A 14164-nucleotide genomic window follows, 5' to 3' on the forward strand; every position below is an offset into this window, starting at 1 on the left:
ACGGAGCGAACAATGACAGCCCTTTCAGAAATACCATCCATCTATGCCGATATCTTCGGCGCGGACCTGCTGCGATACGTTGTGGGCGCGGGCGGCACCTATCTGGTGATCAGCGTTTTCCTGTCCCGCCGTCTGCGCGGTCAGAAAATCAGAGCCACGGAACCGCCAAAAGGCCAGATCAGGCAAGAGGTTCTGGCCAGCCTGCGCACTGTTTTGATCTTTGCCGCCGCCGGAACGTCAATCGCATTGGGGGCCAAAGCCGGCCTGATGACAGTCTACCCGGACGTTGCGGCCTATGGGTGGGGCTATTTCCTGCTCAGCACAGTCTTGCTGATCGTCCTGCACGATGCGTGGTTCTACTGGACCCATCGCGCCCTTCACTATCCGCCTCTGTTTCGGAGGTTTCACCGGCTGCACCACAGATCGTATCAGCCGACACCGTTCACGTCCTACAGCTTTGATTTGGGCGAGGCCGTGGTGAACGCCGCCTATCTGCCTTTGGTACTGATCCTGATCCCAGCACATCCCGTGGCGCTGTTCATCTTTGTGACTCATATGATGTTGCGAAATGCCGTGGGTCATTGCGGGGTCGAGGTCTTTCCCGCAACAGCCACAGGACGCCCCGTTTTTGGCTGGATGACCACGGTGACGCATCACGATCTGCACCACGCCCATGCGGGTTACAATCTTGGCCTCTACTTCTCGTGGTGGGATCGCCTGATGAAAACCGAGCATCCGCACTATCTGCAGGCGTTCGCAAAGGCGGCCCCTCGGATCTCCGGGAACCGCCTCAAAGCCGGGGCGCTGGTCCTTGTCATTTTCAGTGTGTGTCTGGCAGGCCGGGGAGATGCGTTCGAGCTTTCTGGCAGCTACGCCTCACCGGGGCTGGGCGTCATTGTCAGGTTTGAACCCTGCACGGCAGAGGCCACCACCAAATGCGGTCGTCTGGTTTGGGTCTGGGACCAGGACAAGACCCCCCATGCGCGCATTGGCGATGTGATCCTGACCGACCTTACACTGGACGGGGCCGTTTGGAGGGGTGCGTTGCTTGACCCCGAAACCGGGCGACGGTTTCGGGGATCCATTCGCGCTGCATCCGGGCACAGTTTGAAACTGAAAGGCTGTGCGGGGATATTCTGTGCCAGCCAGACATGGCATTCGACAAGCTACCTAGGGCAAATCCTTGCCCGTCACAGCGACTGATTGCGCTCGGCCTAGTCGTCCCGCCTGGGTTCATTCGGATTGCTGGAAAACAAGGCGATCTTGTTGCCCTGAGGGTCCCGAAGGTAGCCAACATAGAATTGCGGGCCGTAAGATTCGCGAAACCCCGGCTGCCCTTCGTCAGATCCCCCTGCTGCAAGGGCTGCCGCGTGAAGATCGCGAACCTGGCGTTGGGTTTGCGCCTCGAATGCGACCATGGTCCCGTTCCCGGCCGAGGCGGGGTGTCCGTCAAACGGTGACTTGACGTAGAACTCTGGCAAGGGGGGCTGGCCGGGTTCCACTGGCAGCGCATAGCTGAGGTCCCCGTGATACCTTTCTAACGAGTATCCAAGGGCAGGCAGAAACGCGGAATAAAACCGCTCGGCCCGTTCGATATCGTCGACACCAATGGTGACATAGGCAATCATTCGGAAGGTTCCCTTGCAGGCATTCGACCCCAGCTTACGGCATCTTTATCGCCACGGGTACATAGCTTGGAACAATCACCGCGATTTGCACTTGGGCGTGCCGGACGGTTTTGTCGAAGCCAAAACCCGCTGTCGGATTTGCATGTCTTCGCGCGTCCTTGCAGCATGTAACCGAACTGCGGAGGCTAAAATGATCTATGTAATCTCGATTTACGGGCAGGCGGGCGTGTTCGAGGCATTGCCCAAGGATCGCCAGGATGAGGTGATGTCGGGCCACGGCGCATTGCAAACTGCCCTGAAGGCGCGGGGAGAGTTTGTGACGATGAAACTGATGCCGCCCACCGCAGCCGTCACGATAGAACCTGCAACGGCCGAGGGCGCTGCGCCGCTGATCACGGATGGGCCGTTTTCGGAAACCAAAGAGAGTTTTCTGGGATTCTACGCCGCAGATTTCCGGGATCTTGATGAGGCGCTGGAGTATGCAAAGATGATCTCGTCACCCGTTGCACGGCTAGAAGTGCGCCCTGTTGCCTGGGCCGGTGGTCTGATTTCGTCGGAATAGCCTATGTCGGATTGGCTGGAGGCCACATTTTCCCAACACCGCCCCCGCGCCCTTGCGGCGCTGACACGGGTGTTTGGCGATATCGACATGGCCGAAGAAGCCTTTGCCGATGCGTGCGTAAAGGCGCTGACGGTCTGGCCAAAGGACGGTGCGCCGCGCGATCCGCTGGCGTGGTTGCTGGCCACCGCCCGGAACGCGGGTCTGGACCACGTGCGCAAGTCCAGCCGCCGCAGCGCAATCCTGTCGCGCCACGCTGAAGAGTTTCAGCCGATGCCCGCCGAAACGCCTGACCCTGATGAGCTGCGCGACGATGTCTTGCGGCTGTTGTTCATCTGCTGCCACCCGGAACTGGACCGGCGCGACCAGATCGCCATCGCCCTGCGGATCGTGGCGGGGCTGAGCGTGGATGAGATTGCCAGTGGCTTTCTGGTCAAACCCAAGACGATGGAACAACGTATCACCCGCGCCAAGAAGAAGATCGCCAGCAACCGGGTCGCCTTTGAAACGCCCAGCCCGACGGAACGCGGCGCGCGGTTGGGTGAGGTGTCGCTGATGATCTACCTGATGTTCAGCGAAGGCTGGTCCTCTTCCGCCGGGCCGACGCAGATGAAGCTGACCTTGTGTGAAGAGGCCATCCGCCTTGCCCGCCTGCTGGCGGGTTTGTTTCCTGCGATGGGCGAACAGGCGTCGCTGCTGGCGCTTTTGTTGCTGCAACACGCCAGACGGCGCGCGCGGATGGACGGGCAGGGCAAGCTGGTTGCGTTGGACGATCAGGACCGCAGCCTGTGGGACAAGGCCAACATCGCAGAGGCGACGGCGCATTTGCAAAAAGCGCAGCGGATTGGCCATCGGGGTGTTTATATCATTCAGGCTTCGATTGCGGCGGAACACGCCCGCGCGGCCTCGTCTGATCAGACGGATTGGGCCTTCATCGAAAGTCACTATGCTGCCCTTTACGCCCTGCAACCAACCCCGGTTGTGCGGCTGAACCAGATCGCTGCGCAAGCCAAGCTGTACGGGCCGCGCGATGCCCTGAAGGCTATGGAAGTGCTGGCTGCGGATTTGTCCTCGTATCGCTGGTTTCACGCGATGCGAGGGGGTCTTTTGCAGGACATCGGCGACCACAAGGCGGCGATTGCAGCGTTTGAGACGGCGCTGACCCTCGCCCCAACAGGCCCGGAACGCGTTGCAATCACAGATAAAATCGCAATCAGTCAAAAAGAATTGGGCGAGATGTAGGGATACGGCCCCCTCATGCGTCCTTGGATCAGACCCGCATGTGGCGGGCGCAACCAAGGGAGAAAGCCATGAGTATTCTTGAGATGACCGCAATCGGCAATTCCGGCTGGATCGGCCATTCCGGCCCGGATCAGGGCAAGGCCAAGGCGTTTTATCAGGACGTTCTGGGCTGGGCGATCAACGACATGCCGATGCAGGACGGGTCAAGCTATTCGGCTGCGGTGGTCGGTGAAACCGCCATTGGCGGCTTTTCCCCGATGCCCGAGGACGATGGCAGCTGGACGATCTTCTTCACCGTTGCAGATGTGGACGCAAGTATTGCCACGGCGCAGGCCAAGGGTGCCACGGTCATTCAGCCGGTGATGGACATGCCGGGCGTTGGGCGCATGGTCACGCTGACCGACCCTCAGGGAGCCCGGTTCGCGCTGATCACATATGAAAGCATGGCGTCTTAAGCGCGGCGTGGAAGGAGGGTTCAGATGGTACATATCCCCGAAATCACCCTCGCCGTGACGGCGGTGTTTGTGTTGATCAGCATTCCGATGGCCATCGCCGTCGGAGTGCGCCGCGCCCAGACCGGGATCCAATTGCTGCATGGCGAGGATGAAGGGCTGCTGCGCCTGATGCGGGCGCATGGGAACTTTGTCGAATATGTCCCGCTGGCCCTGTTGGCCCTTGCGGGGGCCGAGGTTGCGGGAACCCCGACCTGGCTGGTGGCGACTTGTGGCGGTGTTTTGCTGCTTGCGCGGTTGATTCACTATTTCAGCCTGCGCGCCTCGACCAACGGCAAGGGCCGCGCGATTGGGGCCGGGCTGACGACCTTGACCATGCTCGTGCTGGCGCTGGCGATCCTCTGGCACCTTGGCGCGGGCGTCTGATGCCAGTGGACGAAGCACTGAACGCCCGCATGCGTGACGCTTTGGCCGCGCATGTGGGGATTTCCGAGAAACAGATGATGGGCGGGCAATGTTTCTTTTTGAACGGCAACATGCTGGGCGGCGTGCGACGGCACAAGGACGGCGTGGGCCGGTTCATGTTTCGGGTCGGCAAGGCGAACGAGGCCACGGCGCTGACGGACCCAACGGCCCAAACGGTGATTCACGGAACCCGCAAACTGGGCGGTTTTATCCGTGTTGATGAGGGGGATTGTGACGACGATGCCCTGCAGCACTGGTTGCAGATGTGCCTTGAACACGCCGCAGCCCTGCCCGCAAAAGACTGAACGGAGGATGTGATGGCCGGATTCAACTGTTTCTCGCCCGAGGCGCTTGGCTTTCTTGAGGGGTTGAAGGCGAACAACACGCGAGAATGGTTTGCCGCGAACAAGACAATCTATGAACGTCACCTGAAAGAGCCCGGCAAACAGTTTGCAGGCGACGTGGCAACGGCATTGCATGGCCTGACCGGTCAGAGCCATTCCAGCAAGATCTTTCGCACCCATCGGGACGTGCGTTTTTCCAAGGATAAGACTCCGTACAACGCGCATCTCCACATTGCCTTCACGCCCGAGGGGCAGGCGGGCCAGCCGCCGATGTGGTTCTTTGGGCTGTCACCGGGCAAGCTGTCGCTGGGATGCGGAGTGTTCCAGTATGACAAAACCGCGTTGGCCGCGTTTCGGACCGCGATGGCGGGGCCACAAGGGGCCGAGTTGCTGAAACTGACTGCCGAGTTGCAGGGCGCTGGCATTTGGGTCAGCGAACCCGATCTGAAACGCGTACCATCCGGTTTCGACAAAGATCACCCCAATCAAGATGCGCTGCGCCGCAAGGGGTATTCGGCATGGATTGACCGGGCTGATCACGAAAGTGTTATCAGGCCGGACCTGGTGCGGCGATCCATCGATGATTTCCGACGGCTTTTGCCTGTTTATCGGTTGCTGTCCCCGGTCGAATGACGACGGCAACGGGGCAGAAACAAATGTCAGATCAGTGGGTTAAAGACAAGAAGGACAGATCCTGAATTCAGCGGGTGGCCCGGCACACGGATGCTAGTGCGGCGCCCTCAGCCCTGGGATCAACAGCCGACCGCCGTGTCGCGGCGATGCTGCGCCGCGACATTGCCTAAATTTTAGTCACAAAAACCGCATTTGGTCGCGATCTTAACAAAATGTCAGTAGAAGCCAGCCCTTCAAGATGGGGCGTGCAAGTAACGTTCGGCAGCACCAAATACACTCTGATTGCGCTGAAAAAAATCCGTTTCGAAATTGCGTTTTCCTAAGGAAAGCGACCGCAACTGCGGCGCTTCTGCGGTAGCTTTTTTCGAAATTCAACCTGCAACTCCAGCACCTTAACAATGGAAACGGCGGTCAGGACTTTGATATCTGGCGCTTTGGCAAAGTGATTTGTGCCCCCCGGCGGGCCTGTTAAGTGGTGATGAGAATGAAGGTGAACGCGTTGCCTGTGCGCGGTGGTTTCCTGGCCAAAACCCTCTTCGTTTGGGCGCTTTTGTTGGGACTGATACTGACACCGGTCGAGACCCTTGCGCAGGACAGCGACAGCGATGGTGTCTCTGACGCTCTGGAAGGCTTCGGCACCTTGCTGGATGGCACGCAAATCTCCAACATCGTCGGCACCGGAACCCTTACGGACGGGGCGGCGTGGGACAGCGTGCTTGCCGCTTTACCCTCCAGCCAGTTCTTTTCCGAAAGTTTCGAAGGCGCGGCAATCGACTCACCGCTGAACGGCTTCAGAAACTCCCGGTTCTCGATCACCGCGACACATTCCAGCGCCCTTCCCCGCGATCTGGATATCGACAACGCCGAGTATGGCACATCCCCAAGAACCGGATCGCGTCAGGCAACGGTCCAGATCGGCGGGTCGCCAAGCGAGACCGCAATCGTGTCGATCAATTTCAATCAACCCGTTGTAGGGTTCGGTCTGTATCTGGGTGATATTCATGATGGCGGTGCGATCTCGAACCTGCAGATTTCCTTCGATGGCACACCGGTTTGGGACAGCACGGATTGGGTGGGAAGCAATCTGGTCGGCACCGTAACAGATTCGAATACCGGCGCTTCGGTGACGCTGGGCAATCAGGTCTTTGGGTTTATCGGAAATTACGATCTGTCAAATCCTGTCAGCAACGTGACCATTACCTATAACGGAGCCGGTACCGGCGACAATTTCACGTTTGACGATATCTCGGTCATCTTTCCCGGCGCGGTTTGGGACCAGAACGGGTTCCTTGACCACGATGAGCCCAACCAGTTCATCGCCGTGACCAAGGCGGTAGATACATCCGCATTGTCCTCGCCGCCTCAGGCCGGTGAAATCGTCACCTATACATACACCACGCGCAACCTGAGTAACGTGACGATGTTCGACATCGATGTGATCGAGGACGGATCCAGCTTTACGGGCACCGGCACACCTCCGGTCCCTGCCTTTGTCAGAGGTGGCGGGAATGTCGATGGTGATGGCGACGAGGCAGACCTTGTCGGTCGAACCGAGCCGACAGACCCGTTCACGCTGGCACAGACAACGGTTCACCGGGCGACCTATGCCATTACCGAAGCAGACATTGTTGCCGGATTTGTGGACAACCAGGCCTCGGCCAATGCAGTCGACGCCGAGGGGTCGCCCCAGTCGGATTTGTCGGATGAATCCGCCTTTGGCGAAGGGGCAGGGGCCGATGATCCGACCCGCTTCACGCTGACGCCCGCCCCGCAGCTTGGCGTTGCAAAATCGGCCTCTGTGGGGGCATTGCTGGCCGATCGCACCGCGAATGTGACCTATACGATCGTCGTGCAGAACACCGGGAACCTGACGCTGGATACGCTGAGCCTGGTGGACGACCTGACAGCATCGGATCAGCTCGGCTCGACCTTCAATGGGGTGACGTCAGCCCCGGTGGTCAGTGCTGTGACCATCGGCGCAGGATCCAGCCTGCCGACGAGCAATGGCGCGTCTTATGACGGCACAAATGACCTGCTTGTGGGCAGCGACGGCGTTCTGGCGCCGGGTGACAGCTATCAGGTCGAATTCACCGTGAATGTGGACCCCACTGCGGCAGGGGCGCCGGCCAGCCTGAACAACATGGCGACCGCCAGCGGCGATGATCTGGGCGGCACGACGGTATCCGATGCGTCCGACAACGGAACAAACCCAACGTCGAACCCCGGCGGGCCGGGCACCCCGACCCCGATTGTGTTGCCGATCCCGGTCATCGACGCGGTGGATGATGCGCCGACGGCGGTGAATGGGGTGAGCGGCGCGACGACCGCTTCGGTTCTGGACAATGACACGCTGAACGGCTCTGTTCTGGACCCGGTGGATGTCTCTCTGGGCACCTCCGGCACAGCGAATGACGGGGTGACGGTGCTGGGTCTGGATGTGACCCCGACGGCGGGTTCCATCACGATGAACGCGGCAGGTGAGATCGAGGTCGCTGCGGGCACCACGGCGGGGACCTATGTGTTTACCTATGAGATCTGTGAGACGTTGAACTCCACCAATTGCGACACGGCGCAGGCGACGGTTTCGGTTGATGCAGCGGCGATTGACGCGGTGGATGATGCGCCGACAGCGGTGAATGGGGCGAGTGGCGCAACAACGGCCTCGGTTCTGGACAATGATACTCTGAACGGCTCTGTTCTGGACCCGGCGGATATCTCGCTGGGCACCTCCGGCACGGCGAATGACGGGGTGACCGTTCTGGGTCTGGACGTGACCCCGGCGGCGGGTTCCATCACGATGAACGCAGCGGGTGAGATCGAGGTCGCTGCGGGCACCACGGCAGGCACCTATGTGTTCACCTATGAGATCTGCGAGACACTGAACTCCACGAACTGCGACACGGCGCAGGCGACGGTTATGGTCGATGCAGCGGCGATTGACGCGGTGGATGATGCGCCGACGGCTGTGAATGGGATCACCGGCGCAACAACGGCCTCGGTTATGGATAACGACACGCTGAACGGCATCGCCCTGAACCCGGCGGAAGTCACGTTGACCAACTCGGGCACGGCCAGTGACGGTGTCACGGTTCTGGGTCTGGACGTGGCCCCGGCGACGGGTTCCATCACCATGAACGCGGCAGGCGAGATCGAGGTGGCTCCGGGCACGACCGCAGGCACCTATGTCTTCACCTACGAGATTTGCGAGACACTGAACCCCACGAACTGCGATACGGCGCGGATGAGTGTGGAAGTGTCGAACCCATCGCTGATCGACGAAATCGCCGAGGACCTGATTGCAATTCTGGAGGAAGATCGCGACATGACTGTCGAATTGCAAAGCCAGCAGGCCCGGGATTTTGCCGCCGGAGCGCTGGATCGCCTCAGACAGCGCGGCGCGCGTCAATGTGCGACCGCCGTGAACGATCATCTGAACGACCGGCCGATCCTGTTTGATACCGATAAGGCAATCATCAAGCCGGAAAGCGACCCAATTCTGGACCAGATCGCCGAGATTCTGGGAAGCTGTGAGGGCAGCGCATTCGAGATTGCTGGCCACACCGACAGCGACGCATCGGATGCCTACAATCTGGCGCTCAGCCAACGGCGGGTTGATGCGGTTTTGCAGGCTCTGACGGCCCGTGGCGTGGACACAGTCGGGTATCGTGCACGCGGGTACGGCGAAAGCCGTCCGATCGACACAAACGCGACGGCCCAAGGCAAGGCACGCAATCGCCGGGTCGAATTCACTCCGATGGAAGCGCAGGAACAGTATGACACCTGCAAGAACACATCGGACCTGGACCGAACCTTCAATTTGCAGGCCAATGGCTCGGACGTGACGGTGGATGGTGGGCTGTTCCACCAGAACTACAATTGCGCCCGCGACGTGTGGGAAACCATCGAAGGCTCATTGAACTTCTTCGAGACAGACAGCGGCCTGTCGCAAACCCTGCTGAACCTGTCATACCGTCGCGAGCGCTTTGTCAGCGACAACCGGGTGCGCGGCTACTTTGTCGGGATTTACGGAAGCACCGGTGACGTGACCAGCAGGGCGGAGGGCGAGATTCAGGGCTTTGGCGTCAATGCCGGTGTCTTCGGAGCGAACCGGTTCAGCAATGGTCTGTATCTCGACTATTATCTGGGCGGTGCCGTCGGGCGTCATGATTTCGATCTGGATTTCGAAAGAAGCTTTGGCACCATCGCGGCGACTGGCGATTACAGGTATTTTGCGGGTTTCGCGGGCGTGGCCCTGTCGGGTGAGATTGACCGCGAGACCTATCGTTTCGTCCCGCGCGCGGGTATCGACTATGCGTATTCGCCGTCGGTCGATGTGGATGTGGTTGCACGGTTCCAGAGCATCACTGAATCGGGTCTGGTGGAACTGGCCTCGCTGACCAACACGCGGCTTTTTGCAGAACTACGGATCGAGCGCGAGGTGAACGACGGCGCGTCGCTTCTGGCCTTCACTCCGGTTGTGGCGTGCTATGCCTCGTCGGGAAGTTTCGACAATGCCTGCAGCCTTGGGGCCGAGCTTGAATACGAAAGCTTCAATGAAACAGCACATGGCTGGCAGCACGGCATCCGCATCAGCGGAGAGCGTGGAAACGGGTTCTCGACCCTGTCTGTTGCCGCTGACGTGTCACGGCGATTGCAGCTGGGGCAGGTCACTGCCCGCGCCGGTGTGGATGCGGCCGGGTATTTGAGCCTTGGCGGCGAATATGAGCTGAAGTTCTGACGCCGCAAGCTATACCTGCGTCCGGATCCATTGGTGGTTCGGACGCGCGTTGGTCCAAGAAAAAGGCCCGCCAGTGATCTGGCGGGCCTGTCGTTTTTCGTATCAGTGCGTCTTACTTGTTGTGGAAGATGAACCCGATGAAGTTCAGCAGCAATTGTGCCGCCAGAATCTGCGTGCTTTCGCTGGGGTCATAGGCGGGCGCAACTTCGACCAGGTCGATGCCCACCACGTCGCCGCGTTTGCTGAGGCCCTGCAGGATTTCCAGAACGTCGTAATACTGGAACCCGCCATGGCTGGGCGTGCCGGTGCCCGGCGCGATTGAGGGGCAGAAGGCGTCGATGTCGATGGTGACATAGTACCGAACACCTTCGGGGATGCGGTCCAGCACGCCTTGGGTGCCCAGCTTGCGCACCTGACGCACCGACAGAATGTCCGAGCCACGGGCGCGGGCGTCGTCATACCCCTCTTTCGCGGTCGAGGACACGTTGCGGATGCCCAGTTGGGTCATGCCCGAGACGTAGTCCTTTTCGATGGCGCGACGCATCGGGTTGCCGTGGCCGATGGTGACGCCGTGGCGTTCATCGACAAAGTCCAGATGTGCGTCGATCTGGATCACGTGGATCGGGCCGTTCTTTTCGCAATCCTCGGCATAAGCGTTGATGCAGGGGATGTTGACGGAATGGTCGCCGCCGATGGTGACCGGGATCGCGCCCGCGTCGAGGATTTTCTTGACGCCATATTCGATATTGGCGTGGCTTTCCTCGGTCTTGGTGTGGATGATATCGGCGTCGCCCAGATCGACGATGCGCACGTCTTCGCCCAGATAGGTGGCGTCATCCTCGTGGTCATAAGCGCCTGCATGGCCAAAGCTGAACAGGGTCGATGCCTCACGCACCGAACGCGGGCCAAACCGCGCGCCCGAGCGGAACTGACAGCCGAAATCAAGCGGCGCGCCCAGGATCGCCACATCGGCGTCGATCTCGTCCCAGTTCTCGACATAGGGTTTCTTGCCAAAGGTCGAAATGCCGACAAAAGGCAGGTTCAGACGACCAGATTCATAACCATGTCCCGACATGATTTCTCCGTTTCTTATGGTTTAACGATAGGCCAATTCCGGAAGGAACAGCGCGATTTGGGGAAAAGCTATCAGCAACCCTGTCACAATCAACAAAATGATCAGGAACGGGGGCACGCCGCGGACCACTTCGATGAACGGGCGGCGGAACACGGCGATGGCCGTGAACAGGTTGCAGCCGAAGGGCGGCGTGGCGGCGCCGATGGCAACTTGCAGCGTGATCAGCACGCCGACCAGCACCGGATCCAGCCCGCTGGACTTGATCATCGGGGCAAAGATCGGGACCAGGATCAGGATCACCACAATCGAGTCCACGAACATGCAACCCACAAAGAAGGCCACGTTGATTGCCAGCAGCACCATCAGCGGGCTGGCACTTTCCAGACCCAGCGCGGCGATGATGGTTTGCGGCACCTGCGCAAAGCTCAGCGTCCAGCTGAACGCCGCACCCGCCGCAATCAGGATAAACACGACCGAGGTGATGGCCCCGGTGGACAGCGCGATGTCGAACAGGTCTTTCACCTTGATCGAGCGGAAGATCACGACCTCAAGGATCACCGCATAAAGCACGCAGATCGCCGCCGCCTCGGTGGGAGAGAACACACCGCCATAGATGCCGCCGACGATGATGGCTGGAAAGCCCATGGGCCACAATGCCCTGCGCAGGGCAGTGAATCGCTTGCCCCAGCCCTCGCGCGGCAGCACAGGGATGTCATGGCGATAGGCGTAGAACATGCAATAGGCCGAGAACAGCACCACGATCAGCAGCCCCGGCAGGATGCCCGCGATAAACAATTGCGAGATCGAGGTGCCCGAGACCACGCCATAGATGATCATGCCGATGGATGGTGGGATCAGATAGGCAAGGTCGGCGGCGTTCACGATCAGACCGATCGAGAAACTGTCGCTATAGCCCGATTTCAGCATCCGGGGCCGCATCGCGCCGCCAATGGCCACAACGGTCGCCTGGGTCGAGCCGCAGACCGCGCCGAACAGGGCGCAGGCCGAAGTGACGGAAATCGCAAGACCGCCCTTGATATGGCCCATGAAGCTCATGACAAGGTCGATCAGACGGTTGGCGGAATGGCCGCGCGTGATGATGTCGGCGGCCAGAATGAACATCGGTACCGCGATCAGCGCAGCGGGTTTGACCCCCCCGATCATCTGCTGGATCAGGATCTGCATGTTCATCGTGGGGAAATAGACCAAGAACCCCAGCACGGCGGCCGAGATCAGCGGCATTTTCATCGGAAAGCCCGCCAGCAGCAGGACGATCATGACGGCCAGCATCAACTCGGTCATTTGTCGGCCTCCTCGAATTTCTTGATGGCGGCTGCGGTTTCGGGGTCTTCGTAGCTGTCAATTTCGAGGTACGAGACGTAGACGTCCTCATCGGCGAAATTCAGGTTCCGGATTGCGGTCAGCAGATACTGGAACGAGGCCAGCGCCAAACCGATCACCACCCAGACATAGGTCAGATACAGCGGCAGTTGCAGCGCCGGGGTGATCCGCCCGCGCGAGGCGACTTTCTGCACATATTCCAGCGCGTACCAGGCCAGAACGGCCATGACGACGGCGGTGGTGGCTGCGATGACGACCATCAGGCCCTTGCGCATCTTGATCGGCAGCGCGTCATAGATCGCCGACATGCGGATATGGATGCCTTTGCGGGTGGCATAGCCCAGCCCCATGAAGGTGACGATCACGATCAGGAACTCGTTCAATTCTTCGGAAAAATATATGGATTGGTTGAACACATAGCGGCCAAAGACATTGGCGATTGTGTTGACGGCCATCAGGATGATGCCCCAGCCCAGGATCCAGACTTCGATCCGGCCTATGACGGCATCGACCTTTCCCAAAATGCCGAAAGGAGTGGCAGTACCGTTTTCCATGGTGTCCCCCCTTTTTAGAAAGCCTCACGCGCAGAGCGCGTGAGGAAGTTTGGAGTGAGTGGTGGGGGAGTGGTTAATTTCCGGCCAGTTCGGCCTGCAGGGCGTCCAGCAATTCCTGACCGCGGGGGCCTACGGTCTCGACATAGGCTGCCGATGTGCCGGTGCTGCGTGCGCGGAAGGCGTCGCGCTCTTCTTCGCTCAGGACGACCAGACCAATATCGGGCTTGGCTTCCTTGATGATGTCCAGACGCTGCTGGTTGAAATCGGTGACAACACCGTCGATGAAGCCGGTCATGTCGGCCATGGTGTCACGCACCAATTGCTGACGGTCGGGGGTCAGGGTTTCGAACCAGTCGGACCCGGCAACAACGGTGGTGACCAGTTCCTGTTCGCCAGCCCAGATCAGGTGGCTGGTAACCTCGTAGAACTTCATCTCTTCGATGGTCGGGATCGGGTTGACCTGACCGTCGATGGCACCCAGTTGCAGCGCGCCAAACACTTCGCCAAACGGCAGCGGGGTCGGGCTGGCGCCCATGTTGTTGTAGGTTTCAACCAGGATCGGCGAGACCATCACGCGCATTTTGAAGTTGTCGAAATCCTCGGGGGTGCGGATTTCACGGTTGGTGGTCCAGACCTGCGGACCTTCGGAATACATGGTCAGAACTTCCAGCCCGCGCTTGCGGAAATCGTCATTCAGCGGACCATAGATGGTTTCCGAGCTGCTCAGCACTTCTGAAATCGCTGCCGGGTCGGAGGGCAGCAAATAGGGCAGCAGGAACACCTGGCTTTCCGGCACAACAGTACCCAGGTTGCCGATCGAGACGTTGGTGAACTGGATCACGCCATCAGCGGCCTGTTCCACGGTTTCGGTGGGCGTGCCCAGTGTGCCCATCGGAAAGACAGTGACGGTGACTTCGCCGTCGGTTGCGGCCTCAATGCGCGATTTGAACTCTTGCGCGTAGGCATCCATGATCGAGCCCGGAATTTCCTCGATGGCGAATTTCCAGTCCTCAGCCAAGGCGGTGAATGGGGCAAGGCCAAGCAGGGCGGCGGCTGCGGTCGTGCGCATTTGTCGTAGAGTGAAGGTCATGCGGAGGTCCTCCCTTTTATCCTTTTGGGGGTCTTGTTGGGAA

General features: G+C 59.8%; 13 protein-coding genes. 8 read left to right on the forward strand and 5 right to left on the reverse strand.

Features of this window, described 5'->3' with window-relative positions:
- The first annotated feature begins 12 nt into the window (after positions 1–12).
- Positions 13–1203, forward strand: coding sequence for a sterol desaturase family protein (locus ACR0MO_RS08050; RefSeq protein ID WP_170622418.1), 1191 nt, complete (start codon positions 13–15; stop codon positions 1201–1203).
- A gap of 11 nt (positions 1204–1214) precedes the next feature.
- Here the strand turns inward: ACR0MO_RS08050 and ACR0MO_RS08055 are convergent, their stop codons facing one another.
- Positions 1215–1628, reverse strand: coding sequence for a VOC family protein (locus ACR0MO_RS08055; protein ID WP_170622417.1), 414 nt, complete (start codon positions 1626–1628; stop codon positions 1215–1217).
- Between the two features lie 190 nt (positions 1629–1818).
- On the opposite strand from ACR0MO_RS08055, the gene ACR0MO_RS08060 reads away from it, so the two are divergent.
- The 7 genes from ACR0MO_RS08060 (at position 1819) to ACR0MO_RS08090 (ending at position 10061) form a co-directional block, all read left to right on the forward strand.
- Positions 1819–2190, forward strand: coding sequence for a YciI family protein (locus ACR0MO_RS08060; RefSeq protein ID WP_170622416.1), 372 nt, complete (start codon positions 1819–1821; stop codon positions 2188–2190).
- A gap of 3 nt (positions 2191–2193) precedes the next feature.
- Positions 2194–3429, forward strand: coding sequence for an RNA polymerase sigma factor (locus ACR0MO_RS08065; protein ID WP_480890649.1), 1236 nt, complete (start codon positions 2194–2196; stop codon positions 3427–3429).
- 68 nt (positions 3430–3497) lie between these two features.
- Positions 3498–3884: a VOC family protein gene (locus ACR0MO_RS08070; protein WP_170622414.1), complete on the forward strand. Its 387-nt coding sequence runs from the start codon at positions 3498–3500 to the stop codon at positions 3882–3884.
- Between the two features lie 24 nt (positions 3885–3908).
- Positions 3909–4307: an MAPEG family protein gene (locus tag ACR0MO_RS08075; RefSeq protein ID WP_170622413.1), complete on the forward strand. Its 399-nt coding sequence runs from the start codon at positions 3909–3911 to the stop codon at positions 4305–4307.
- Positions 4307–4651 carry a TfoX/Sxy family protein gene (locus ACR0MO_RS08080; RefSeq protein WP_170622412.1) on the forward strand — a complete coding sequence of 115 codons (345 nt, stop codon included), beginning with the start codon at positions 4307–4309 and terminating at the stop codon, positions 4649–4651. Before ACR0MO_RS08075 ends, ACR0MO_RS08080 begins: the two co-directional genes overlap by 1 nt.
- Before the next feature lie 12 nt (positions 4652–4663).
- Positions 4664–5323: a DUF2461 domain-containing protein gene (locus ACR0MO_RS08085; RefSeq protein ID WP_170622411.1), complete on the forward strand. Its 660-nt coding sequence runs from the start codon at positions 4664–4666 to the stop codon at positions 5321–5323.
- A 484-nt stretch (positions 5324–5807) separates the two neighbouring features.
- Positions 5808–10061, forward strand: a complete 4254-nt coding sequence (locus ACR0MO_RS08090; RefSeq protein ID WP_480890652.1) for an OmpA family protein — start codon at positions 5808–5810, stop codon at positions 10059–10061.
- A gap of 112 nt (positions 10062–10173) precedes the next feature.
- Here ACR0MO_RS08090 and speB read toward each other — a convergent pair whose 3' ends face one another.
- The 4 genes from speB to ACR0MO_RS08110 form a co-directional block, all read right to left on the reverse strand.
- Positions 10174–11136, reverse strand: a complete 963-nt coding sequence (gene speB / locus ACR0MO_RS08095) for an agmatinase (protein WP_480890655.1) — start codon at positions 11134–11136, stop codon at positions 10174–10176.
- A gap of 21 nt (positions 11137–11157) precedes the next feature.
- Positions 11158–12438 carry a TRAP transporter large permease gene (locus ACR0MO_RS08100; RefSeq protein WP_480890657.1) on the reverse strand — a complete coding sequence of 427 codons (1281 nt, stop codon included), beginning with the start codon at positions 12436–12438 and terminating at the stop codon, positions 11158–11160.
- The gene (locus ACR0MO_RS08105) at positions 12435–13031 is read right to left on the reverse strand and encodes a TRAP transporter small permease (RefSeq protein WP_170622406.1); all 597 of its coding nucleotides are present in this window, start codon (positions 13029–13031) and stop codon (positions 12435–12437) included. Before ACR0MO_RS08105 ends, ACR0MO_RS08100 begins: the two co-directional genes overlap by 4 nt.
- A gap of 73 nt (positions 13032–13104) precedes the next feature.
- Entirely contained in the window at positions 13105–14121 is a 1017-nt protein-coding gene (locus tag ACR0MO_RS08110; RefSeq protein ID WP_480881771.1) for a TRAP transporter substrate-binding protein, read from the reverse strand.
- Positions 14122–14164 lie beyond the last annotated feature (43 nt).

The sequence above is a fragment of the Ruegeria sp. K5 genome, from assembly GCF_056531805.1.

Bases quoted from the DNA above. Each gene is read 5' to 3' on its own strand.
- ACR0MO_RS08110 (WP_480881771.1), bottom strand. From the start codon at position 14,121: ATGACCTTCACTCTACGACAAATGCGCACGACCGCAGCCGCCGCCCTG.
- ACR0MO_RS08080 (WP_170622412.1), top strand. From the start codon at position 4,307: ATGCCAGTGGACGAAGCACTGAACGCCCGCATGCGTGACGCTTTGGCC.
- speB (WP_480890655.1), bottom strand. From the start codon at position 11,136: ATGTCGGGACATGGTTATGAATCTGGTCGTCTGAACCTGCCTTTTGTC.
- ACR0MO_RS08065 (WP_480890649.1), top strand. From the start codon at position 2,194: ATGTCGGATTGGCTGGAGGCCACATTTTCCCAACACCGCCCCCGCGCC.
- ACR0MO_RS08060 (WP_170622416.1), top strand. From the start codon at position 1,819: ATGATCTATGTAATCTCGATTTACGGGCAGGCGGGCGTGTTCGAGGCA.
- ACR0MO_RS08105 (WP_170622406.1), bottom strand. From the start codon at position 13,031: ATGGAAAACGGTACTGCCACTCCTTTCGGCATTTTGGGAAAGGTCGAT.
- ACR0MO_RS08100 (WP_480890657.1), bottom strand. From the start codon at position 12,438: ATGACCGAGTTGATGCTGGCCGTCATGATCGTCCTGCTGCTGGCGGGC.
- ACR0MO_RS08075 (WP_170622413.1), top strand. From the start codon at position 3,909: ATGGTACATATCCCCGAAATCACCCTCGCCGTGACGGCGGTGTTTGTG.
- ACR0MO_RS08055 (WP_170622417.1), bottom strand. From the start codon at position 1,628: ATGATTGCCTATGTCACCATTGGTGTCGACGATATCGAACGGGCCGAG.
- ACR0MO_RS08050 (WP_170622418.1), top strand. From the start codon at position 13: ATGACAGCCCTTTCAGAAATACCATCCATCTATGCCGATATCTTCGGC.
- ACR0MO_RS08070 (WP_170622414.1), top strand. From the start codon at position 3,498: ATGAGTATTCTTGAGATGACCGCAATCGGCAATTCCGGCTGGATCGGC.
- ACR0MO_RS08090 (WP_480890652.1), top strand. From the start codon at position 5,808: ATGAAGGTGAACGCGTTGCCTGTGCGCGGTGGTTTCCTGGCCAAAACC.
- ACR0MO_RS08085 (WP_170622411.1), top strand. From the start codon at position 4,664: ATGGCCGGATTCAACTGTTTCTCGCCCGAGGCGCTTGGCTTTCTTGAG.